At 57.1% G+C, this 22,772-nt stretch carries 25 protein-coding genes; 12 read left to right on the top strand and 13 right to left on the bottom strand.

The genetic code is table 11. The features are described from left to right. Nucleotides 1-213: 213 nt before the first annotated feature. The 6 genes from VMW13_08640 to VMW13_08665 all read left to right on the top strand — a co-directional run bounded on the left by VMW13_08640 (nucleotide 214) and on the right by VMW13_08665 (nucleotide 4,179). Nucleotides 214-654: a hypothetical protein gene (locus tag VMW13_08640; GenBank protein HUV44881.1), complete on the top strand. Its 441-nt coding sequence runs from the start codon at nucleotides 214-216 to the stop codon at nucleotides 652-654. 405 nt (nucleotides 655-1,059) lie between these two features. Then, nucleotides 1,060-1,476 (top strand): archease, encoded by a 417-nt coding sequence (locus VMW13_08645; GenBank protein ID HUV44882.1) that lies wholly within the window; start codon nucleotides 1,060-1,062, stop codon nucleotides 1,474-1,476. Nucleotides 1,477-1,496: 20 nt separating this feature from the next. Beyond that, complete coding sequence (locus VMW13_08650; protein ID HUV44883.1) at nucleotides 1,497-2,951, top strand: RtcB family protein; 1,455 nt, start codon at nucleotides 1,497-1,499, stop codon at nucleotides 2,949-2,951. A 22-nt stretch (nucleotides 2,952-2,973) separates the two neighbouring features. Next, the gene (locus VMW13_08655) at nucleotides 2,974-3,330 is read left to right on the top strand and encodes a spore germination protein GerW family protein (GenBank protein ID HUV44884.1); all 357 of its coding nucleotides are present in this window, start codon (nucleotides 2,974-2,976) and stop codon (nucleotides 3,328-3,330) included. Between the two features lie 10 nt (nucleotides 3,331-3,340). Further along, nucleotides 3,341-3,943 carry a DUF2953 domain-containing protein gene (locus tag VMW13_08660; GenBank protein ID HUV44885.1) on the top strand — a complete coding sequence of 201 codons (603 nt, stop codon included), beginning with the start codon at nucleotides 3,341-3,343 and terminating at the stop codon, nucleotides 3,941-3,943. Next, a complete protein-coding gene (locus VMW13_08665) occupies nucleotides 3,925-4,179 on the top strand; it encodes a hypothetical protein (protein HUV44886.1) in 255 nt (84 codons plus the stop codon). Before VMW13_08660 ends, VMW13_08665 begins: the two co-directional genes overlap by 19 nt. Nucleotides 4,180-4,203: 24 nt before the next feature. On the opposite strand, the gene VMW13_08670 is transcribed toward VMW13_08665, so the two are convergent. The 5 genes from VMW13_08670 to VMW13_08690 form a co-directional block, all read right to left on the bottom strand. Continuing rightward, nucleotides 4,204-5,055 (bottom strand): DUF6612 family protein, encoded by an 852-nt coding sequence (locus tag VMW13_08670; protein ID HUV44887.1) that lies wholly within the window; start codon nucleotides 5,053-5,055, stop codon nucleotides 4,204-4,206. A gap of 133 nt (nucleotides 5,056-5,188) precedes the next feature. After that, complete coding sequence (gene cimA, locus VMW13_08675; protein HUV44888.1) at nucleotides 5,189-6,796, bottom strand: citramalate synthase; 1,608 nt, start codon at nucleotides 6,794-6,796, stop codon at nucleotides 5,189-5,191. Nucleotides 6,797-6,799: 3 nt separating this feature from the next. Beyond that, complete coding sequence (gene leuB, locus VMW13_08680; GenBank protein HUV44889.1) at nucleotides 6,800-7,897, bottom strand: 3-isopropylmalate dehydrogenase; 1,098 nt, start codon at nucleotides 7,895-7,897, stop codon at nucleotides 6,800-6,802. Then, nucleotides 7,897-8,397, bottom strand: coding sequence for a 3-isopropylmalate dehydratase small subunit (locus tag VMW13_08685; protein HUV44890.1), 501 nt, complete (start codon nucleotides 8,395-8,397; stop codon nucleotides 7,897-7,899). The genes leuB and VMW13_08685 overlap by 1 nt, the downstream gene beginning before the upstream one ends. Before the next feature lie 3 nt (nucleotides 8,398-8,400). Then, nucleotides 8,401-8,610, bottom strand: coding sequence for a type II toxin-antitoxin system HicB family antitoxin (locus tag VMW13_08690; protein HUV44891.1), 210 nt, complete (start codon nucleotides 8,608-8,610; stop codon nucleotides 8,401-8,403). A 273-nt stretch (nucleotides 8,611-8,883) separates the two neighbouring features. Between VMW13_08690 and VMW13_08695 the strand changes: the two genes are divergently transcribed. Further along, nucleotides 8,884-10,596 (top strand): proline--tRNA ligase, encoded by a 1,713-nt coding sequence (locus VMW13_08695; GenBank protein HUV44892.1) that lies wholly within the window; start codon nucleotides 8,884-8,886, stop codon nucleotides 10,594-10,596. Further along, nucleotides 10,593-11,225, top strand: coding sequence for a PHP domain-containing protein (locus tag VMW13_08700; protein ID HUV44893.1), 633 nt, complete (start codon nucleotides 10,593-10,595; stop codon nucleotides 11,223-11,225). The genes VMW13_08695 and VMW13_08700 overlap by 4 nt, the downstream gene beginning before the upstream one ends. Nucleotides 11,226-11,342: 117 nt before the next feature. Here VMW13_08700 and arsM read toward each other — a convergent pair whose 3' ends face one another. The 8 genes from arsM to thrS all read right to left on the bottom strand — a co-directional run bounded on the left by arsM (nucleotide 11,343) and on the right by thrS (nucleotide 19,360). Next, the gene (gene arsM, locus VMW13_08705) at nucleotides 11,343-12,239 is read right to left on the bottom strand and encodes an arsenite methyltransferase (GenBank protein ID HUV44894.1); all 897 of its coding nucleotides are present in this window, start codon (nucleotides 12,237-12,239) and stop codon (nucleotides 11,343-11,345) included. A 24-nt stretch (nucleotides 12,240-12,263) separates the two neighbouring features. Continuing rightward, nucleotides 12,264-12,524, bottom strand: a complete 261-nt coding sequence (locus VMW13_08710) for an HgcAB-associated protein (GenBank protein ID HUV44895.1) — start codon at nucleotides 12,522-12,524, stop codon at nucleotides 12,264-12,266. 129 nt (nucleotides 12,525-12,653) lie between these two features. Further along, nucleotides 12,654-15,095 carry a phenylalanine--tRNA ligase subunit beta gene (gene pheT, locus VMW13_08715; protein ID HUV44896.1) on the bottom strand — a complete coding sequence of 814 codons (2,442 nt, stop codon included), beginning with the start codon at nucleotides 15,093-15,095 and terminating at the stop codon, nucleotides 12,654-12,656. Nucleotides 15,096-15,097: 2 nt separating this feature from the next. Beyond that, a complete protein-coding gene (gene pheS, locus VMW13_08720) occupies nucleotides 15,098-16,153 on the bottom strand; it encodes a phenylalanine--tRNA ligase subunit alpha (protein HUV44897.1) in 1,056 nt (351 codons plus the stop codon). Between the two features lie 210 nt (nucleotides 16,154-16,363). Then, a complete protein-coding gene (rplT, locus tag VMW13_08725) occupies nucleotides 16,364-16,723 on the bottom strand; it encodes a 50S ribosomal protein L20 (GenBank protein HUV44898.1) in 360 nt (119 codons plus the stop codon). A 64-nt stretch (nucleotides 16,724-16,787) separates the two neighbouring features. After that, on the bottom strand, nucleotides 16,788-16,991 hold the full coding sequence (gene rpmI / locus VMW13_08730; GenBank protein ID HUV44899.1) for a 50S ribosomal protein L35: 204 nt from the start codon (nucleotides 16,989-16,991) through the stop codon (nucleotides 16,788-16,790). Beyond that, on the bottom strand, nucleotides 16,969-17,529 hold the full coding sequence (gene infC, locus VMW13_08735; GenBank protein HUV44900.1) for a translation initiation factor IF-3: 561 nt from the start codon (nucleotides 17,527-17,529) through the stop codon (nucleotides 16,969-16,971). Before infC ends, rpmI begins: the two co-directional genes overlap by 23 nt. 61 nt (nucleotides 17,530-17,590) lie before the next feature. Continuing rightward, entirely contained in the window at nucleotides 17,591-19,360 is a 1,770-nt protein-coding gene (gene thrS / locus VMW13_08740; protein HUV44901.1) for a threonine--tRNA ligase, read from the bottom strand. Between the two features lie 395 nt (nucleotides 19,361-19,755). Between thrS and aroF the strand changes: the two genes are divergently transcribed. The 4 genes from aroF to VMW13_08760 all read left to right on the top strand — a co-directional run. Next, nucleotides 19,756-20,823 (top strand): 3-deoxy-7-phosphoheptulonate synthase, encoded by a 1,068-nt coding sequence (gene aroF / locus VMW13_08745; GenBank protein ID HUV44902.1) that lies wholly within the window; start codon nucleotides 19,756-19,758, stop codon nucleotides 20,821-20,823. Nucleotides 20,824-20,833: 10 nt separating this feature from the next. Next, nucleotides 20,834-21,913, top strand: a complete 1,080-nt coding sequence (gene aroB, locus VMW13_08750; GenBank protein HUV44903.1) for a 3-dehydroquinate synthase — start codon at nucleotides 20,834-20,836, stop codon at nucleotides 21,911-21,913. After that, entirely contained in the window at nucleotides 21,910-22,566 is a 657-nt protein-coding gene (gene aroD / locus VMW13_08755) for a type I 3-dehydroquinate dehydratase (protein HUV44904.1), read from the top strand. Before aroB ends, aroD begins: the two co-directional genes overlap by 4 nt. Beyond that, the coding region (locus VMW13_08760) for a shikimate dehydrogenase (GenBank protein ID HUV44905.1) at nucleotides 22,563-22,772 on the top strand (210 nt) is incomplete at its 3' end. The genes aroD and VMW13_08760, both read left to right, overlap by 4 nt.

Genomic DNA, 22,772 nt, shown 5'->3' on the forward strand with positions numbered 1-22,772 from the left:
ATCACCCTGTTAGTGGAGGGAAAGGGCTCATAGCTCGTAGTGTATAATTCATTGTTAATGGTTCCTGCCGGGGAACAATACTTACTGACTCTTTCCGGGAAGTTTGGTTATAGTACAAGACAATCAAACATCCCGATGGTCGTTAAGTATAATAACAGATACCCGGAAAACGAACTCCTGTTGAAAGCTAGCAATCCAAGGAGGTGACATACTATGCTGGAACCATTCTTCTTTGCCCTGGGAATTGTGAATAGTACCTTCTTGATTTTCATCTTTCTCATTAGAAAGAATCGATTCGCTCTCTTAGAGCGAATCGGGTGGTTGTATTTGCTCTTGGCGATTCCAGCCGTTTATGGTATTTTCTTGGTCTTTCAGGAGCAGAAGGCAGTACAATATAGTATCTTCCTAGGGATTTTCTTAGCATTCTTAGCTCTAGAATGGCTGTTTGATTACGTTTTGAAAATCAATTTTCGAGAGAACTGGAAGAAGAATTGGAAATGGGTAATACCCTATTTGGCTTTATACTATGCGATGAATTACGGATTTGTGGTAATGCCGTGGAAAACCCATTTACCATGGGGGCTCGTCATGCTCTGTCTTTTTATCATCCAGATAATCACGAATTTGAGGAGTCACCCCAAAATAAGTGGTTAAAAAATCTTTAAATTGCAGAAGCTGGCAAAATGCTTACGTACTCTTTTTTAACGGAAGAATTATAGTGCAAGACAATCAAACATCCCGATGTTTGTCCAGTGGTAGTAATTGGAAGAGAACGGCAACACTCCTCCTGGCCTCCTGTCCCCTCACGTGCCAGCAGGTGCGAATTCCTTGACATAACCTGAAAAACAAATCGAGCCTGTTAGCTGTGATTTGTTTCCCGAAATTTTATTATCACTTTGCCAGGAGTCTTGAAGCGTGCAACCGATACCCCGTTTGCCATGCGCCGGAGCCATGATGTATCCCCGCAACAGGATACTTTAAGTACTGCACCCCGCACAATTTGTATTTGGCATTGCTGATGGTATAATTACTGTAGAGCGGCCGTGCGGGTGGGGGCAGATGGTGAAGGACTTCGAGCTCATGGAGCATACCGCCGATGTGGGCATTGTGGCCTACGGTGCCGGCATTGCTGAGGCGTTTGCCAATGCCGGCCGGGCCCTCTTCAGCCTGATTACCGAACCCGACGGTATTAACGAGACAGAGTACCGCGATATCGAGGTAACCGCGCCTGACCGGGAAAGCCTGCTCGTAGCGTGGCTGAATGAGCTTATCTTCCTGTTCGATGCTGAGGGCATGCTCTTCAAGCGGTTCGACATCACTAATCTCAGCACTACCCGACTCAAAGCCAGAGCCTATGGCGAGGTCGCTGACATTTCCCGTCACATACTGAAGGTGGGGGTCAAGGCTGCCACCTACCACATGCTCGAGGTCGACAGCAGCAACGGCAGCCGCGTCCAGGTATTGTTTGACATATAGCCGGGCACACGGAGGTGAAGATGATGTGGCGAGAGACGCTGAACCGGCTCGACGACTACTGCTGGGAGATACCCACAAGCTACAAAGAGGGCATGAGAGTGTCCGGCCGGGTCTTTGCCAGCGAGTCCATGCTTGACCACATCCTCCAGGAACAGGTCTTCCAGCAGGTGGCCAACGTGGCCTTCCTCCCCGGTATCGTCGGGCATTCTCTGGCCATGCCGGACGTCCACTGGGGTTACGGCTTTCCCATCGGTGGAGTGGCGGCTACCAGGGTATCCGACGGCGTCGTGTCACCGGGCGGGGTAGGGTTTGACATCAACTGCGGCGTCAGGCTCCTGACAACGAGTCTTACCGCGGAAGAGGTAAGTCCGAAGATAGAGTCGTTGACTGCCGAGCTCTATACCAACGTGCCTTCCGGACTGGGCTCTAAGGGCAGGCTGCGTGTAAGCGAGAAGGAACTGGACGAGGTCATGGTTAAGGGCAGCCTCTGGGCAGTGGAAAAGGGCTATGGTGAGCCGGCGGACATCGACGCCACCGAGGAGTCCGGCTGCATCAGGGGGGCCAATCCGGAGAAGGTCAGCAACAAAGCCAAACAGCGCGGGATACCACAACTGGGGACTCTGGGCTCAGGCAACCATTTCCTCGAAGTGGAGCGGGTGAGCGAGATATATGACCGCGATGCTGCCCGGTCGATGGGTATCGAGGAGGTGGACCAGGTGGTTGTCATGGTGCACTGCGGTTCTCGGGGCTTGGGACACCAGGTCTGCACGGACTACGTCGCCACGCTGGGGAATGCGGTGAGGAAGTATGCCATCAACCTCCCCGACCGCCAGCTTGCCTGCGCACCGATTCAGTCGCCGGAGGGGCAAGCCTACCTGGAGGCCATGGCCTGTGCCGCCAACTACGCCTGGACTAACCGGCAGTGCATCGCCCACTGGGTCAGGGAGTCCCTGGTCAAGGTCTTCGGCAAGAGCCGCCGGGAACTGGGACTGGCGCAGGTCTACGACGTGGCCCACAATATCGCCAAGATAGAAGAGCACACCGTGGATGGGGAGAAACTCACCGTCTGCGTCCACCGCAAGGGTGCTACCCGTGCCTTCCCGCCCGGACACCCGGATGTTCCTCAGGCTTGCCGGGAGATAGGGCAACCGGTACTGATTCCCGGCGACATGGGTCGCGGCTCTTACATTGCCGTGGGTACCGAGACCGCCATGAAGATGACCTTTGGCTCCACCTGTCACGGTGCGGGCAGAGCACAGAGTCGGTCGGCGGCCAAGCGGAGCCAGCGGGGTGCCGATGTCGCCAGGTCACTGGCTGCCAGGGGAATAACAGTCAGGGCAGGCAGCATGGGCGGCCTGGCCGAGGAGGCCCCCGAGGCCTATAAGGACGTGGACGAAGTAGTTGACGTGACCCAGAGGGCGGGCATTTCCCGCAAGATAGTGAGGACAATACCGATAGGTGTCATCAAGGGTTAGTAAAAAAGGAGGTAACCAAGAAATGGCAGACGTGGAGCAACTGGTAAAAACAACTCTCGGCGAAATCGAGCGAATCCTTTCGACCAAGGCGGTGGTTGGTGAGCCAATGACCATCGAAGGCAACACCATCATACCGCTGGTTAGTGTGGGATTCGGCTTCGGTGGTGGCGGTGGTTCCGGCGGAGGTAAGGATAAGACTGAGGGTAGCGGTACCGGTACCGGCGGCGGAGGAGGAGTCAAACCCCTCGGCATCATCGTCGTCAATGCAGATGGTGTGAAGATTGAGCCTATCAGGGGGGCATCGGCTGCTGTGGTCGAGGCCGTAGCCGATGGTATCGCCAGGATGATGGAGAAGCGCCGGGAGAAGAAAGAAGATTAGGCGGTAAAGAGTGCTTGCCCTGTACATTATTGCGGGCATTGTTCTGCTGGTCATCCTGCTGTTCTCCATACCGGTCGACCTGGCGTTTGACGTCGCGACGTACCAGAGAGGCGGCGGGCGGTTGAGGGTGGGCTGGTTCTTCGGGCTGGTGGGGAAGGAGCTGCTGCCCGGCAGGAAGAGACGCCTGCCGAAGGTGAAGAAGGCCGGGGAGGTCAAAAGAGCCAAGAAGAAGCCCGACCTGGCTCTTCTCATCCCGGTGCTCAGGACCAGGGGACTGGTGGCCGGGGTAGTCCGTCTGTTCAGACGGATATTCCGCAGCCTCCACGTTCGGGAGCTGGATGCCAGCCTCCGGTTGGGCCTGCCGGACCCGGCAGACACCGGCCTGATGTACGGCCTTTGCTGGCCTGTTTTTGCCTTTCGCGGCTTCTCCAGCGCCGTCCGGTTCCGGATGGAGCCTGCTTTCGAAGGGCCTGTCTTCGAGGCGGACCTGAAGGGAAGTGTGAGGGTCTATCCGGCACAGGTGGCGGCAAATGCCGTCCGTTTTGTCCTTTCTCCCCCGGGTCTGCGCGTTATCAGGTTGATGGTGGTATCACGGTGGAAAAAGAGGAAATAAGCGCCGGCGAGCGCATTACCGTTGGGCAGGTGACTCTGCTGCCGATTCTGCGGACGGTGGCACATTGCCGGAAGGGCAGTCGTGGCATCATCGGCTCTGGCTCCAGGGATGTCCTCGGCGTGGTGGTGCTATCACCTGCAGGGCACCGGGCCATCAGCGTGGCCGGTGAGGAAGTGCCTGTCGAGCACTACGCCAGTCAAGTGCCGGAGATTGAGGAACTACTCCGGGGCGGATAGTCGGTACGCCGGCCGGTTAGGGGGTTACCAGGGAAGCTCGTCCGCGTCTACTTCAATGGCATTCTCGGCTTCTGGAGGCAGCTCGATGGAGACCGGCTGGTTGTAGTCACTGATTACGAGAGTCATAGTGATATCCATAGTGGTGTCCGAAATCGTCATCTCCATATCCATTGCTGCCTTGCAGAGAAGGAAGTTATCAATGGTAATCCACTGCTTTGCGGAGTAATTACGTGCTATATCACGGATGATAGTTTCTTCTTCGAGGGTGGGTACTGGCACCCCGGTTGCAGCCATCTTCTGAGACACGAATTCCCAGAGTGCATCAGGGTTCGGAACCAGCTCGAGTACGTAGCAGACTTTTCCTGCTACTGTCTCAGTTCCAATAAGCTTGACTTCAGAAAGTCTCAGCAGGTCTACCTGGTCCTCAACCTGCGTCATCTGTCCATGCATTTCCGGGGGGATATCAGATTTGACCCACATTGAGATATTGCCCAGTGTCGGTATCTCCATCAACGTGTACATAGTATCATCGACGAAGTACATATCCATGTCCGCTTCGATTGTGGCTTCACCGGGAGAATCTATGGTGACACTCATCTCCACCTTTCCATCCTTGCTGATAACGTTAACCGCACCGGTTATTTTCGATACCATCGATGCTTCAACAGTTTCTCCATTCTCTTCGCCGGCTATGTCCACCGTCAAGTCCACATCAAATTCGAGGGTCGTTATATTTGTGAGGTAATCGACCGCGTTTTCGACTATTTCTTCTACAGAGGGAGGACTTGTTATGGTTTCCACGATTGCTGTCTGGCACCCCAACAGGGGAAAGGACAATAAAATTACAAGGGAAATTACGGCTATTAACGACTTCATTTGCCCGACCTCCTCTCCTCAATTATGGTAACAGGTAGTGCACATACATATACGTACAAATGAGGTACATTTACTTCAATTCTAATGAAACGAGTACCTGGTGTCAAGGTGCGGGAGCCTTGTTGTGGACGGTTTATTCCGGAGATACGGTATTGTCCAACTGTCCGTGCTTCACCAGCCAGTACTCCAGGCTGTCGGCCAGTGCCAGCCAGCTGGCTTCGATGATATTGACGGAACTGCCCACCGTTCGCCAGTCGTCGGTGCCGTCACTGGACTCGATGAGGACGCGCACCTGCGACTCGGTACCGGTGCTCTCTTCGAGGATGCGGACTTTGTAGTCGACCAGCTTGATGGCGGAGAGGGCGGGGTAGAACTGGAGCAGGGCCTTGCGCAGCGCCTGGTCCAGGGCATTGACCGGGCCGTTACCTTCGGCAACGGTGTGCATGATGTCAGGGCCGACCCTCACTTTAACCATCGCCTCGGCAAGCGTCTCCTCAGGGCCTTCCCCGGTGGGTGTGCGCCGCCTCTTCTCCACGAGCACCATGAAGTCGACCAGTTCAAACGGCGGCTGATAGTCGGGCCGGGCGCGATGTACCAGCAACTCAAAGGAGGCCTCGGCGTTATCGTACTGGAAACCGCGGCTCTCCAGCAGCTTGACCTGTTCCAGCAGTTTCTGTACCTCAGCGCCCTGGAGGGGCATGTCCAGCCCGCGCTCCCTTGCTTTATAGATGATGTTGCCCTTGCCGGATAGCTCGGAAACGACCACCCTCAACCGGTTTCCGACCACAGAAGGGTCAATGTGCTGGTAAGCGTCCGCCCACTTGGTGACACCGGAAACATGAATCCCGCCTTTGTGGCTGAAGGCGCTCAGACCGACGTACGGCAGTGAAGCGTCCGGCATGAGATTGGCGGCCTCACTGACAAGGTGGGAGACCTCGGTCAGGCGGGCCAACTGGGCATCGGTGACGCAGTCAACGCCCATCTTGAGTTTGAGGGTGGGGATGATGGTGCACAGATTGGCGTTTCCACAGCGCTCGCCGTAGCCATTGATAGTACCCTGGACATGGGTTGCCCCGGCTTTGACTGCCGCCAGAGTATTGGCCAGTGCCAGACCGCCATCATTGTGGGTGTGGATGCCTGTTTCCACGTTTGTTGATTTCACCGAGGCCTCTACCGCCCGCGCTATCTCTTCGGGTAGAGCACCGCCATTGGTATCACAGAGTACCAGGCAGCTTGCCCCGGCCTCGGCGGCCACCGACAGGCAATGGAGGGCGTAGTCCGGGTCACTCTTGAAGCCATCAAAGAAGTGCTCGGCGTCAAAGAAGACGCTCAGACCCCGTTCCTTTAGGTACTGTATTGATTCGGCAATCATGCTCAGGTTCTCCTCAAGGCTGGTTTCCAGCACCTGGGTAACCTGCTGGTCTGAGCACTTACCGACGATTGTGGCTATCTCTGCCCCCGATTCTGTCAGGGCAATGAGGTTACCATCCGTCTCCGCCCGCGTTTTCGGCCGCCGGGTGCTCCCGAAGACGGCAATCCGGGCAACGGACAGCTTCAGGGTCTGTGCCTTCTCGAAGAACTCGGCGTCCTTGGGGTTGGAGCCGGGCCAGCCTCCCTCGATGTAGTGGATACCAAGTTCGTCAAGCTTCTGGGCAATCCTCAGCTTGTCGACGACCGAGAAGGAGACGCCCTCCTTCTGCGAGCCGTCGCGGAGTGTTGTGTCATAGAGCTTAAGCGACAAACCCTACCCTCCTATCCTCTCCACAATCCGGTTGCCCATCTCACTGGTGCCGACCTTCGTCCGGCCTTCGCTGACGATGTCGTAGGTGCGGTAGCCTGCCTCCAGCACGCGGTCGACTGCCTTCTCGACTGCTCCGGCTTCCTCCGGCAGTCCGAAGGAATAGCGTAGCATCATCGCCACGCTGAGAACCAGGGCACAGGGATTGGCCATGTCGAGTCCGGCGCGACGAGGCGCGCTGCCGTGAATCGGCTCGTACATGCCGAATATCCTGACTCCCTCCCGGGGTACACCGGCCAGGCTGGCCGAGGGCAGCATTCCCATTGAGCCGGCTAGCATCGAAGCTTCGTCGGTGAGGATATCACCGAAGGTATTTTCCGTAACCAGGACGTCCAGGTAGCCGGGGTTCTGGATGAGACGCATGGCGCAGGAATCCACCAGCATGTGCTCTAATTCGATGTCCGGGTATCCTTCCGCCACCTCCTCGGTTACCTGTCTCCACAGGCGGGACGATTCCAGCACGTTAGCCTTGTCCACCGATATCAGGCGTTTGCCGCGGGACCTTGCCAGCTCGAAGCCCACTCTTACGATGCGCTCGATTTCCTGTTCGGAGTAGACCATGGAATCCACCGCCCTGCGACCGCGGGAGGTCCGGTACCGTTTCTTCGGTCGGCCAAAGTAAAGGCCGCCGGTAAGCTCGCGGATGAAGATGAAGTCCACGCCCCTGATGACGTCCGGCTTCAGGTTGGTGGAATCAACCAGCATCGGGAATACCTTCACCGGCCGCAGGTTAGCGAACAGTCCCAGTCCCTTGCGCAGCGCCAGCAGACCGTCCTCGGGGCGCACCTTTGCCTGCGGGTCGTCCCACTTGGGGCCACCGACAGCACCGAGGAGAACGGCATCACACCGCTTGCACATCTTGAGGGTGTCCGCGGTCAGGGCCTCACCACTTTTATCAATGGCGGCGCCACCGATGAGGTCGTACCAGAGGTTGAAGCTATGGTCGAACCTTTCTCCAACCGCCTTGAGTACCTTGACTCCCTCGTCGGTGACTTCGGGCCCGATACCGTCGCCGGGCAGGACTGCGAGATTGAATTGTGCCATCAGGGCCTCCTGTTTAACAGTCTTTGCCTGGTATGCTCAATCAGCCCGCCGGCGGCGATAAGCTCGCTCATGAACTCCGGGTAGGGCTTCGCGGTAAACTCCGTTCCTCTGGTCAGGTTCCTGATTGTGCCACTGGCAAGCTCCACTTCCAGTTCGTCACCGGCCTCGGTGCCTTCCACGGCTTCGTTACATTCCAGGAGCGGCAGACCGATGTTGATGGCATTGCGGAAGAAGATACGGGCAAAGCTCCCGGCGATGACGCAGGAGACACCCGAGGCCTTGATTGCCAGCGGGGCATGTTCACGCGAGGACCCGCAGCCGAAGTTGGTCGTCGCCACGATGACGTCACCCGGTCTCACCCTGTCGATGAACTCCGTATCAATGTCCTTCATGCAGTGCCTGGCCAGTTCGTCCGGCTCGGAGACGTTCAGGTAGCGTGCCGGAATGATGGCATCGGTGTCAACATTTGCCCCGTACTTGTGGACTCTGCCTTTGAGCATGGTCTATACCTCTACGTATTCAGTGGATGATAGGGGCTCGGGGAACGGTAGCCCATCCTCGCGGAGCCCTTCGATATGAAACCTGATAGCTTCCCTGATGTTCTCTTCCGTCTCCTGACGGGTCGTTCCGGTAGCGATGCATCCCGGCACATCTGGAGAATACGCCGAATAGTTCCCATCTGCCTTCTCGAATATGACCAGATATCTGCTCACTTGATTATATCACGAATCTTCATGCGGTCAGGTTTTCTCCAGTCCTTCCCGACCGGTGTTGACCTGTCTTAGAAGATTGTACCACTTTATACCTGACACAGCTAACCCTGATGTGCCTGTCACCCCGGTAAAGAATATCCTGCAGCCGAAGCTTCCTCACCATACCAAACCTGCATCGGACAATGATGTACGCGCCACTGCACAACTGGCATTAGCAGACCCGGTGTGGTTTAATATACTAGGTTTCCGAGTGCCCACCTGACAGACAGTGATATGCGCATATCAAAACTCTTCGGGAAAACACAGCGAGAGATACCTGCCGAGGCTGACACTATCAGCCACCAGCTCCTGCTCAGGGCCGGAATGATAAGCCAGGTGGCTGCCGGCGTCTATTCCTACCTGCCCTTCGCCTGGCGGGCGCTGAGGAAGATAGAGGATATCATCCGCGACGAGATGAACATCGCCGGCGGGCAGGAGTTGACGCTACCCGTTCTCCAGCCCCTGGAACTATGGCAGGAGTCCGGACGAGACCAGGCGTTTGGCAAATCACTCTTTACACTGTCCGACCGCAGGGAACGGTCACTGGCCCTGGGACCAACCCACGAAGAGGTCATCACCCAACTGGTAAGCCACCACGTCCAGAGCTACCGTGACCTGCCGCTGCTCCTGTACCAGATCCAGACCAAGTTCCGTGACGAGCCCCGTCCCAGGGGCGGCCTGATAAGGGTCCGCGAGTTCACCATGAAGGACCTCTACAGCTTCGATGTTGACGAAGAGGGGCTGGAAGAAAGCTACCGGAAGATGCTCCGGGCCTACAAGAATATCTTCAACCGTTGCGGTCTACCCACCATGCTCGTCGAAGCGGATAGCGGGGCCATCGGTGGCAAGGATTCCCACGAGTTCATGCTACTCGCCGAGAGCGGCGAAAATGAGAACATCTACTGCCCGGGCTGCGGTTACGCAGCTAACGCGGAAAAGGCGGAGATAGCAAAAGGCACGATAGATGGCGGTGAACCACTCCCGCTGGAAGAGGTGGCCACACCCGGCATGACCAGCATCGAACAGGTGTCCGGTTTCCTCGGTGTTCCGCAAAATCACACTCTCAAGGCGGTCTTCTACGTTGCCGATGGTGAATTTATCTTCGTCGTTATCCGGGGTGACCTTGATGTGAATGAAATCAAGCTTCAGAATGCCCTGCACTGCTACGAGCTTCGTATGGCCACGGAGGCGGAGGTTATCGAAGCCGGTATTATCCCCGGCTCAGCCTCACCGGTGGGTATCAGCGGCATCCGCATTGTCTCTGACGACTCAATACCGGCGGCAGCCAACCTGGTTGGCGGCGCTAACAAGCCTGATACCCATCTCAAGAATGTAAACTACGGGCGTGACTTCTCTGCGGATGTTGTCGCCGATATCGCTCTGGCCCGCGCCGGTGATACCTGCCCGAAGTGTGGCCGTAAACTGGAATCGACGCGCGGTATAGAGGTCGGTCACATCTTCAAGGTGGGCACCGCGCACAGTGAGAAACTGGGTGCCCTGTACGCTGATGCTGACGGCGTATCCCACCCGATAGTCATGGGATGCTATGGCATCGGACTCGGCAGACTCCTGGCCGCCGCCATCGAGCAGAACCATGACGAGAAGGGCATTATCTGGCCCATGCCGATTGCGCCTTACCAGGTCTACCTCTGTCCTCTCTACCGTGACAACACCGAGGTCTCCGAGGTTGTCGAGAAACTCTATACCGAGCTTGAAGCAGAGGGCATAGAAGTCCTCCTTGACGACCGAACGGAGTCTCCGGGAGTGAAGTTCAACGATGCCGACCTCCTGGGCATTCCTCTCCGCGTTACTGTCAGCCCCCGGACCCTGGAGAAGGGCAGTGCCGAGATAAAGCGTCGCACTGAGAGAGAGACCGGACTTGCGCCGCTGGAAGAAGTGACTGCCAGACTGAAAGAACTCATTGCTGAAGGAATCAAGACCAGTTGATTATTGACCTTCACACTCACACCAGGGTCGGTTCCGATGACAGCTTCATTGACACTCACGAACTGATAACAAAGGCCAGGAAGACCGGTCTGGATGGCATCTGCATCACCGACCACGACTGGTTCTGGAAGATGGAGACCATCGAAAAACTGAGGCAGGAGCATGACTTCCTCATCCTGCCCGGTGTGGAGATGAACACCAACGACGGCCACCTCCTGGTGTTCGGACTGGAGAAGTATATCTTTGGCATGCACCGTACCGGGTTTCTGAAACAGGTCCTGGACGACGTCGGTGGTGTCATGATTCTGGCCCACCCCTACCGGCGGAACATGTACTACGGTGAGGACGTTGAGACTTCGGTAGAGAGGTACAGCCACAACTCAGTCTTCAAGTACGTTGATACTATTGAAACGCACAATGGCCGCGCCACGGAAAGGCAGAGCCGTTTTTCCCGGGAACTTTGTTGTCGTTTGAAGCTGAAGGCCACTGGCGGTAGCGACGCTCACCAGATATCGGACATACCATCCGGAGCGACCTCCTTCGAGCGGGATATCTCCAGCGTGGAGGACCTCATCACCGAGCTCAAGGCAGGCCGGTTCCAGCCGGTCGACCTCCGCCACCAGCCCTAGCGGACGTTTCAACAAAAGAGTCGGTGCCCCTCTCAGAAGGCACCGACTCGATATATCTCTGCGAGACCTGTTCCGTTATCTATGTATCCAGACTGCAGACTGCGTCTGTCCAGTTCATCAGCCCGGCTTCACGGCACGGACATTCACACTGGCAACAACACCCTCAAGCTCGCCGGAACCGACGGCGGTCTCCGAGACCACCTCGGCATCACTGAATCCCGCAGCCGTAATCGCTGCCAGGTACTCCTCTACCGGTAGCGCCCCGGAAATACAACCAGTATACGCAGTAAGTGAGTTCTTGATAACGTCCGGTAATTCCCCGCACAGGACTATATCCGATACCATTACGCGGCCACCCGGCCTGAGAGTCCGGAACGCCTCCCGAAAGACCTGGGGCTTGTCCGGGGACAGGTTGATGACACAGTTGGAGATGACCACATCAGCAGAATCGTCGGCCACAGGAAGGTGCTCGATTTCGCCCAGGCGGAAATCCACGTTCTCGTAGCCACCCCTCTGTGCGTTCGCCCTCGCTGCGGAGACCATATCCGGCGTCATGTCGACGCCAATTACCTTTCCATACTTACCGACGGCATGGGCGGCGAGGAAACAGTCGATACCACCGCCGGCGCCCAGGTCTACGACGACCTCACCCTCACTCAGCGAAGCCAGGGCGGTGGGATTCCCGCAACCGAGACCCATTCCGGCGCTTTCCGGAATCGATTGAAGCTCTTCTGCAGAGTACCCGACTGCCATAGCCGCCGCATCGGCCGGACCGCAACAACTGGCACCGCTCTGCTGAGCACGCATACTCCGGGTGCTGACTTCCTGTTGGGGGGCACAGCAACTCTGAGCTGAGTCCATATCTTGCGATGCGCAGCAACAGGCATCACCGGCAGCCTGCTGCGGTCCGCAGCAGCTTCCCGCGTTCGGGTCAGTAACCTCAGTGCCCCCGCGCTCCCGGGCTATCCTGGCATATGTTTCCCTTACCGCCTGTCTGATTTCATCGTTGTTCATTTCAAACCTCCCCTCTCCGTGTGTCTAAAGTATATCCCTCATCACCGGCCCTATTGCGGCCTTGACCATATCCGTCAGCTCTTCTACCCTGGTAAGCGTGATGCAGCAGATGGTGCCGTCCTTCTCCCAGGCAGTAACAGCCAGCTTTGCGCCGGGGCGAAAACCGGCCTTCTCCCTGAGTTCTTTGGGCAGCACCATCTGGCCCCTCTCATCGATACTGACCAGTGCCTCAACCCGGCAGCATGTGTCAGCCTTTGGAGCGCACGAGCAGTCATCCTGTCCCATTGGTTCCACGCTATTCACCTCACGAGGTACTTAGATAATTCTGATTTATCAGTACATACTGATTATACAGTACACATAGAAGAGCTGTCAAGGCAGATGTCAGGGAGATTCCGGGCGAAATGGGGTATTCTACCCGCGTAGAACAGCCCCCAGCTCACCAGAGAGTCTGTTGAGGATACTCTGCTGGACCCTACTGACCTCGTCGTCGGTGAGGGTATGGTCCGGTGACCGGTAGCTGATGCGATAGGCAAGCGACTTCTTTCCCGACGGCACCTGCTCGCCGGAATAGACATCAAACAGGGCCACATCCTTCACCAGAGGAAAGTCACCGATGATATCGACAACCTTTTGATGGGTAGTGTCGGCATCTACTACCAGTGCCATGTCGCGGACAACTGCCGGGAAGCGTGATATCGGCTCGAACATCTTTCCAGCGAGGGTAAGGGGCAGGAGTGCCGGCAGACTGACCTCGAACAGGAAAGTTGTCTCGGGGACTTCAAAGGCATCCTGCACCGCAGGATGTAACTGTCCGATAACACCAAGCCTCGTGCCATTGCTGATAATGGCGGCCTGGTTCGTCGGGTGCAGGCTCTCGTCGGTCCCCTCTTCGAAACTGGCAGCTACACCCAGTTGAGCCAGCAGGCCCTCCACTACTCCCTTGGCATCAAAAAAGTCCACCGGCTCGGTACCCCCGAGCCAGGATGAAGTATGCCGGGGGCCGCTGAGCACGCCGCACAGCATTTCGGTCTCTTCAGGCAGGTCATTGGGGCGCGGCCGGAATACCCTGCCCAACTCATAGAGCCGGATGCCATCTTCTATATGCCCCCGGTTGGCCGCCAGAGCAGCCACGACGTTACCCCGCAGATTGGGGCGAAGGTACGTCTGGTCGATGGTCATTGGATTGACCAGCCGGAGTAAGTCTGATTCCGGTATCTGTGACTGCGCCCGCAGTTCGTACTGCGCCCGCAGCGCAAGCTGCGGCTGGAGCTTACGCAAGGATTCCTGGCTGGCCCAGGGATGGGACACTATCTCCTGAAAGCCGTAGCCAACGAGGTGCTGGCTCAACCTGCGCTTGAACATGATAATAGATTCCGGGTTGTGAGGTGGTATCGGCTCGTTGAGCATAGTTGTCGGAATCTCATCATACCCGATGATGCGCGCTACCTCCTCAACGAGGTCCACCGGTAGCCGAATATCGCTCCGCCAGTAAGGGGCAACGGCAACAACCTCTGACTCCGAAGTCCCGGGCCGACACTCGAAACCCAGCGAAATCAGTGTATCTTCTATCTGCTTCCTGCTGAACCCGACCCCCAGGACCCGCTTAACACCGTCGGTAGAGACTACCACTGGCTCCGGCTCAGCCTTACCCGGGTAGACATCGATAACGCCGCTGGCAACCTGGCCACCGCCCAGCTCGGCAATAAGCTGCGTTGCTCTCTTCAGCGCCGGCATGGCCAGCTCGGGACTGATGCCGCGCTCAAACCGCATACAGGCTTCACTGGGCATTCCCAGTATCCGCCCGGTGTAGTGGATACTTCTCGGATTGAAGCTGGCCGCTTCGAGGAGTATAGTAGTGGTGAACTGGCTTACCTCGCTGTTGGCACCGCCCATCACGCCGGCGACCGCTACCGCTCTCTCCTTATCCGCGATTACCAGCATATCGCTGGAAAGGGTCCGTTCTTCCCCGTCCAGGCTGACAATCACCTCTCCCTCACCGGCACGGCGGACAATAATCTCCCCGCCCGTAATCTCTTCGTAGTCAAAGGCATGCAGAGGCTGTCCGTACTCCAGCATGACGAAGTTGGTGACATCGACGATATTGCTTATCGGGCGCATACCGTACGAGATGAGCCTCTCCTGCAGCCACCGCGGCGACTCGCCCGGCTTCACCCCGGTTATCAGGCTGGCGCAGTACCTTGGACACAGGTCAGGATCCTTAATCTCCACGGACACCTTGCTCTCAATCGAAGTATCCGTTTCCTTATAGCCTGCATCCGGCAAGTGCACGCTCTGCCCTGTCAGGGCGGCAACCTCCCGCGCTATGCCGACTATTGCCAGGCAGTCCGGCCGGTTGGGGGTTATGTCCATGTTGAGAATAACATCGCCGAGGTAGTCAGCCAGTGGCCTGCCCACTTCCACCTCTTCCGGCAGAATAAGGATACCTTCGTGCTCCTCGGAGATGCCCAGTTCCTTCTCGGAGCAGGCCATGCCACTGGAAACCACACCGCGTATCTTGGCCCGCTTCAGCTTGGCTGGTTCCCCGGTATGCGGGTCAATAAGCCGGGCACCGACCGGCGCAAAGGCCACCTTGACCCCGACGGCAACATTCGGCGCTCCGCAGACAACCGTCTCTTCACCGCTACCGTGGTCGATAGTAACCAGCGTAAGGCGGTCGGCATTGGGGTGGGGATTGACCGCCGTTATCCGGCCAACAACGATGCTATCCCAGCTCTCCCCGATAACCTGGAGGCCCTTGACCTCGCTGCCGGCCATCGTCAGCCGGTCGGCCACTTCCTTCGGTGGCAGGCTGATATCGACGTATTGCTTTATCCAGTTTAGTGATATCTTCATCGTCAGAACTGCCTCAAGAACCTGAGGTCGTTATTATAGAACAAACGAATATTATCAATCCCGTAACGCAGCATCGGCAGGCGCTCCAGACCCATGCCAAATGCAAAGCTGGTATAGACATCCGGATCAATACCGCCTCGCTCAAGTACCCTGGGGTGGGTCATACCGGCACCGAGTATTTCAAGCCAGCCTTCATTTCGGCAGAATCGGCAACCCTTGCCATGACACACAGCACACTCAATGGCCATCTCGACACCCGGTTCGACAAAGGGGAAGAAGTCGCACCGGAAACGCACCCGCCGGTCTTCACCGAAGTAACGGCGGGAGAACTCGTAGAGCGTGCCTTTGAGGTCGGCCATGGTGATGTCTCTGTCCACCGCCAGGCCATCGAGCTGGTAGAACATTGTGCCGTGGGTAGCATCACTGGCCTCATAGCGATAGACCTTACCCATCTGGATGGTCCTTATCGGGGGCTCCATCTCCTCAGCAATCCGGGCTGATACCGAGGTGGTATGAGTACGCAGCAACGCCTTCCAGCTACGGTCAGACGCCGAACTGTCCACCCAGAAGGTGGACATATCATCCCGCGATGGGTGTTCCTCGGGGATATTGAGTGCCTCAAAGTTGTAGTAGTCCCACTCCACCTCCGGCCCCTCAACCACGTCGAACCCCATAGCAGCGAAGATGTCACTGACCTCGTTCAGTGTCTGCGTAATGGGGTGCAGTCGACCCATCGGCACAGGCCGGCCCGGCAGCGTAACGTCGCCACGGGCCAGCAGGGTATCATCCACTCTGAGTGATGCCCGGGATGCTTCCTGCTTCAGTGCTTCGGCCTTTCGGGCGAAGTGCTCGCCGAGGACGGACTTAATCTCGTTGGCCCGTGCACCGATGGCCTTCCGCTCCTCCAGGGGAAGCCCGGCCAGTCCACGCAGGATACCGGTCAGGCCACTTTTTCTGCCCAGATAACGAACGCGCCACGATTCCATGTCCGTGGCACTGTCGATGGCTTCCAGCTCACGCCGGGCATTCTCGGCCAGTTGTTCCAGTTGTTCCCGCATCTGTCACTCACACTACGTCTGGACTGCGTCTATATTATGTCCAGACTACATCTGGATTATAGGTTATCCGTCGAGAGACGGTCAAGAAAGCCCGCCATCAACGGTTCACGAGCGAGGTCTCGTCCTGCCGAACCCCCCACCTAATAGCAAATCCCCTTCCCTGGCAGCAAGGAAGGGGATTCGGCAAGCTTCTAAGCACTCTACTTTATCTTAGCCCTGGACCTGCTGCCTGGCTATGGTGACCAGGCTGCTAAACGACTCCGGTTCCCTTACGGCCATGTCGGCCATCATCTTGCGGTTAATCTCAACACCGGCTTTCTTCAGACCATGAATGAACTGGCCGTAGGTAAGGCCTTCGGCCCTGCTGGCGGCGTTGACGCGAGATATCCAGAGACGCCTCATGTCACCCTTTCGCTCGCGGCGGTGGGCATAGGCGTAGCTCAATGACTTAAGCATTGATTCATTAGCACGGCGAATAAGGGAATGCTTGGTTCCCCGGTGCCCCTTGGTCAGGGCAAGCAATCTCTTATGCCGGCGATGCGTGGTAACCCCTCTCTTTACTCGTGGCAAAACGCCCCTCCTGCTTCGCTCCGGTACAATCTCTTCCGTTTCCTGGTTCCCCGCAGAGAGGAGACTACTTCACTCCGTAGGGCAGGAGTCTCCTTATCCGGGGTTTGTCACTGGGACTCACCGGGATTGTCTCGTCATAGAGACGCCGCACCCGTTTCGGCTTGCGTCGCCGCAGGTGACTTTTCCCGCCTTTCGCCCGCATCATTTTTCCAGTACCAGTAATATGGAAGCGACTCTTAGCGCCTTTATGTGTTTTCAGTTTTGGCATACTGTGATTCCTTTGCTTTACTCTTCTGGGCACTGGATGGTGTCAGGATGATGTTCATCCGCCTCCCCTCCATCGATGGCTGCCTCTCCATCACAGAAACATCCTCCAAATCCTTGGCCATCCGTTGCAGTAGCTTCCAGCCAAGCTCAGGATGGGTAACCTCCCTGCCCCGAAACATTATTGTTACCTTTAGTTTATCGCCTTCGGTCAGCAGCTTCCGAGCCGTCCTGGCCTTGGCATTAAAGTCGTGGTCCCCAATCTTAGGCCGTAACCGTACTTCCCTGAGGAGTGAAATCTTCTGACTTCGCCTGTCCCCACGCTCGCGCTTGGCCTGTTCGTACTTGTACTTCCCGTAATCAAGAAGCCGACAGACTGGCGGAGCTGCCGTGGGCGCTACTTCTACCAGGTCGAGGCTCTGCTTCCGTGCCGTCTCCCGTGCCTGGGCCAGGGGCATGATGCCCAACTGTTCACCCTTTTCCCCTACGAGACGAACCTCGGTAACCCTGATCTGCTCGTTGATGCGCAGTTTCTTTACTATGTTCTAGCTCACCCCTCTTAAACGTACTGTACTAGCAACACACTCTATAATACACTGCCGCCTATGATTCAAGCAAGGGGTATTCCCTGGCCCGCTCGCTAATAGCCTTCCTAATGCCCTCTTTGAAAGCGTCAATAGACTGTCCCTGCAGTTGCTCACCCGTCCGCAGACGAATCGAAACTGTCGAGCTCTCCAGCTCTTTATCGCCGACCACCAGCATACAGGGCACCTTGTCGAGCTGTGCCTGTCGTATCTTGAGATTCATCCTCTCCGACCTGGCGTCGACATCGGCCCGGATATCCTCTCTCCTGAGTTCGGTCTCCAGCTTGCGGGCGTAGTCCAGATGACGGTCCGCCACGGGGATGATTATTGCCTGAAGTGGGGCCAGCCACACCGGAAAAGCACCGGCATAGTGCTCGATGAGAAGCCCGAAGAAACGGCACCAGGCCCCGAGCAGTGCCCGATGGACCATATATGGTCGATGTTCCTGTCCGTCCGGTCCGGTATAGACCATATCGAAGCGCTCCGGCAGATTGAAGTCGAACTGGATAGTCGTCATCTGCCATTCCCGCCCGAGGGCGTCCTTTATCTTGATGTCAATCTTGGGGCCGTAGAATGCGCCACCGCCCTTATCGATCTCATAGGGCAACTGCATGCCCTCAACAACCTTGCTCAGGGCCTCCGAGGCCCGCTGCCACTGCTCCTCGGTGCCTATCGCTTTGTCCGGACGCGTGGCGATGTATATCTTGTAGTCCTCGAAGCCGAAGGACTGCCACATGTGGAGCGAGAAGCGCAGCACCTCGTCTATCTCGTCTTCGACCTGCTCCGGTGTGCAGATAATGTGGGCATCGTCCTGGGTGAACCCGCGGGTGCGCAGCAACCCCAGCAGGACCCCGCTTTTCTCGTACCGGTAGACCGTGCCCAGCTCCGCCCAACGCAGAGGAAGGTCACGGTAAGAGTGCATCTGGGACTTGTAGAACAGTATGTGGAACGGGCAGTTCATCGGCTTCAGGTAGTACTCCTGCCCTTCGATATCCATCGGGGAGTACATGTTCTCCCGGTAGAAATCCAGGTGACCGCTCGTCTCCCACAGCGTACTCCGGCCAATGTGCGGCGTGTAGAGAAGCTCATAGCCGTTGGCGTAGTGCTCTTTCCGCCAGAAGTCCTCCACCAGGGTGCGAATCCTGCCAGCCTTGGGGCCATAGATAATCAGGCCGCCACCCACTTCCTCCGGCGAGATGTAGAGATTGAGCTGCCGGTTCAGACGACGGTGGTCGCGCGTCTCAAGCTCCTCAAGGTGCTTCAGGTGCTCTTCAAGCTCTCCAGCCGTCGGCCAGGCGGTGCCGTAGATGCGCTGCAGCATAGGGTTCCTCTCGCTGCCCCGCCAGTAGGCACCGGCAATACCGGTCAGCTTGAAAGCACCGACCTTCCCGCTCGAAGCGACATGGGGCCCGCGGCACATATCGGTGAACGAACCCTGCCGGTACACGGTAACCTTCTCTTCCGGCAACTCGTCGATAAGCTCCAGCTTGTACGGCTGGTCGGCAAACAGCTCCCGCGCACTCTCTTTGGTGACCTCCTCCATTGTAAAGACCTCATCAGCAGCCACGATGTCCTTAATCCTGGCCTCGATAACCGGCAGGTCTTCCGGAGTCAGCGTCCGCGGCAGGTCAAAATCGTAGTAAAAGCCGTCTTCGATGGTCGGCCCGATGCCGAACTTGGCCTCGGGGAACATGGACTGGACCGCCTCCGCCATCATGTGAGCGGTCGAATGGCGCATCATGTCCAGCGCTTCGTCTACGCCTGATTTCGTTTTCCTGTCAGGTACCATTATCAGGATTCTCCATGCATGAAAAGAAAACCCCCCGCCCTGGCCGGAGACGAAAGGCATAACACTTGATTATACCAGCCGCAAGCTCGCAGTGCAATTGCGCACTCACTGGATAGTACCACCGGCGGCCTCTCGGCCAGGGTCTGCAGGCATATTGACAGGGCAGGCTCTCGTGTGATACAGTCCGGATATGCAAGACACTATCACCTCTCAAGGACTGTATTATTGGTACTATGCATTTCCAGTGCGCACCGGGTGCGCTTGGGAGGTGTTGGTACGGCCGGACGTGTAATGCGATAGGCCCGGACCGCAGGAAAGCTTAAAAGAACCCTCTCAAGCAGAGGGTTCTTTTCTTTTAGGACTATAAACAGCAACGCCGGCAGTGGAGGATACCGATGATTATCATGAAGAGCGAAGCCACCAAAGAAGAGGTCGCCAACGTAGTAGAAGAAATCAAGAAGTACGGGCTCAGGGCGGATGTCTCCAGGGGGGCCTACAGGACCGTAATCGGGCTGGTGGGAGACGAGAGTAAGATACCGTTTTCCCACTTTGCCGTTCTACCCGGAGTAAAGGAGGCATTCATGGTGGAAACACCCTACAAGCTAATCAGCCGTGAGTACGCCGGTATGTCCGGGCCGGATATCGAGAACCGGGTCGTCAAGGTGGGTGACGTCGAAATCGGGGGGAGTGAACCGGTATTCATCGCCGGGCCCTGCGCTGTAGAGAGTAAGGAGCAGCTCTTCCGGATTGCCGAGGGTGTGAAGAAAGCCGGGGCTCACATACTCAGAGGCGGTATCTTCAAGCCGCGGAGCTCGGTGCACTCCTTCCAGGGGCTCGGTGCCAGCGGTGAAGAAGGTGCACAGCAGGCCTTGGGATGGCTGCGTGAAGCCGGGGATACCTTCGGGATGCCCGTGGTGACTGAAATCCGTGGCGAAGGACAGGTCGACCTGATTGCGGAGTACGTGGACCTGATACAGATAGGGGCCAGGAACATGTACGACCAGGACCTGATTACCAAGGTCGCACGGAAGCAGAAACCCATCCTTTACAAGAGACACTTCGGGGCCGGTATCGAAGAGTTTCTCTCCTTTACCGAGTACATGGTGGCCGAGGAAAACAAGGATATCATACTGTGTGAAAGGGGAATATTGCCCCTGGGCAAAGGCAAGAGCTACTCCAGATACACCCTTGACGTGACCGCGGTACCGGTCATACGCAGGGAGACCTACCTGCCGATAATGGTCGACCCCAGTCATGCGGCCGGACGGCGCGACCTTATTTTCGACCTTAGCTGCGCCAGCATTGCTGCAGGTGCATGCGGGCTGATAATTGAGGTACACTATAACCCGGTGGAGGCTCTGGTTGACGGCCAGCAGCAGATAACGCCCGATGAGCTTGAGGAAGTCATCATTGCCTGCCGCGGGGTGCACGAAGCGGTCAAACACAGTAAGAACCGGGACTAGGTGACGTGGGATGAGAACGGTCAGGGTAAGGCTGGAAACCACCGGTTACGACATCCACATCGGCCCCGGACTACTCGCCAGGACCGGGGACTGGCTGAAGGAGCTCGGCTTCGGGGACAGGCTGGCAATCATCACCGACTCTACAGTCAGGAGATTGTACGGCGATACGCTGGTACATAGCCTGTCTGCGGCCGGCTTCAATGTGACTGTACTGGCAGGTCCGGAGGGAGAGGATGAGAAATCCCTGGAGACCGCCGGCAGGCTCTACCAGGAACTGACCGGCTCCTTCGCGGAGAGGATGACGCCCATATTGGCCCTGGGTGGTGGTGTCATCGGGGACGTGGCCGGGTTTGTCGCCGCCACCTACCTGCGTGGTGTGCCCCTGGTGCACCTGCCGACGACCCTTCTCGCCCAGGCCGATAGCAGTATTGGCGGCAAGACCGGCGTAGACCACGGCCGGCTGAAGAACAAGATTGGAGCTTTCTATCAACCGAGATTGACGGTCTCGGATACCTCCACGCTGAAGAGCTTGCCCCGCAAATTGGTCAGTGACGGCCTTGCCGAGGTCATCAAGCACGCCGCAATAAGAGACGCGGAATTCTTCACCTACCTGGAGGATAACCTGGACCGGATACTGAACCTTGATGACGGGACACTGGAGGCAATCGTTGCCCGTTCCGCACAAATCAAGGCCGACGTGGTTGAGCAAGACGAGCGGGACCTGGGACTGCGCAACATCCTCAACTACGGCCACACGATAGGGCACGCCATTGAAACTGTTTCCGACTTCCGAATCAAGCACGGCACTGCGGTTGCCATCGGGATGCTGGCTGCCGCCAGAATCTCGAACCGGATGGGTTTCCTGGACAGTGCGGCTATTACCAGGCTGAGCAGGCTTATCGAGAGGGCCGGTCTGCCGACAGAAGTCCCACACGTTGAAGTCAGGCAGCTAATCGATGCAATGCAGCACGACAAGAAGATTGTCGGTGGTAGGATACGGTTTGCCCTGCTCCGTGATATCGGGGACGTGTTCGTCACCGACGAAATCAGCCCTTCCCTGGTGGAGGAAGCCCTGGCAGGACGGCAATGAAGACACCCAGAATCTGCGCCTCTATCACGAATACCGACCTCAAAGCAGTGCGACGGGTCGAATCCCGGGTCGACCTGTTCGAGGTCCGCATCGACCTTATTGGCGACGACTGGCAGGAGGTTGCCCGGCAGCTTACCAAACCCTGGATAGCCTGCAACCGGAGCGCTGCCGAGGGCGGTCTATGGCAGGATAACGAGGCCAGGAGAATCGAAAGACTCCTCCAGGCAATAGAACTTGGCGCGGAGATGGTCGATATTGAGTTGAGGACAAAGAACCTGGCTAACATCGTGAAGCTCATCAAGCGGCGCAAGAAGTGCCTGCTCTCCTGCCATAACCTGGATAAAACTCCCTCCTTTGATGCTATGAAGCAGATAGTGCAACAGCAGATAAAGGCCGGGGCCGATATCTGCAAGATGGTTACCACCGCTCGCAGCTTCGAGGATAATGCCAGTGTTCTAAGGCTCATCCCCGAGTTCCCCGAGACCGGAGTGGTTGCCTTTGCCATGGGCCCTCTGGGCACTACCAGCCGTGTTCTCTGTCCCCTGGTTGGCGGCGATTTCACCTACGCGTCCCTGGCCGAGGGCAAGGAATCAGCCCCAGGGCAGGTAACCGTTGGCGAGCTGCGAGCAATCTACGACATGGTGGCGGAATGAGTAACGCAGGAATATCCGGTAAGACGAAACTCTGCGGCGTTATCGGCGACCCGATAGAGCACACTATGTCGCCGGTGATGCACAATGCCGCCTTCCGCGAGACCGGCCTGGACTACGTCTATACGGCTTTCAGGGTCCGTAGCGAAGAACTGGGCGAGGCCATCGGAGGCATGCGTGCCCTGAATATCCGGGGGCTGAACGTTACC

This window comes from Dehalococcoidales bacterium (assembly GCA_035529395.1).
GTDB lineage: Bacteria > Chloroflexota > Dehalococcoidia > Dehalococcoidales > Fen-1064 > DUES01.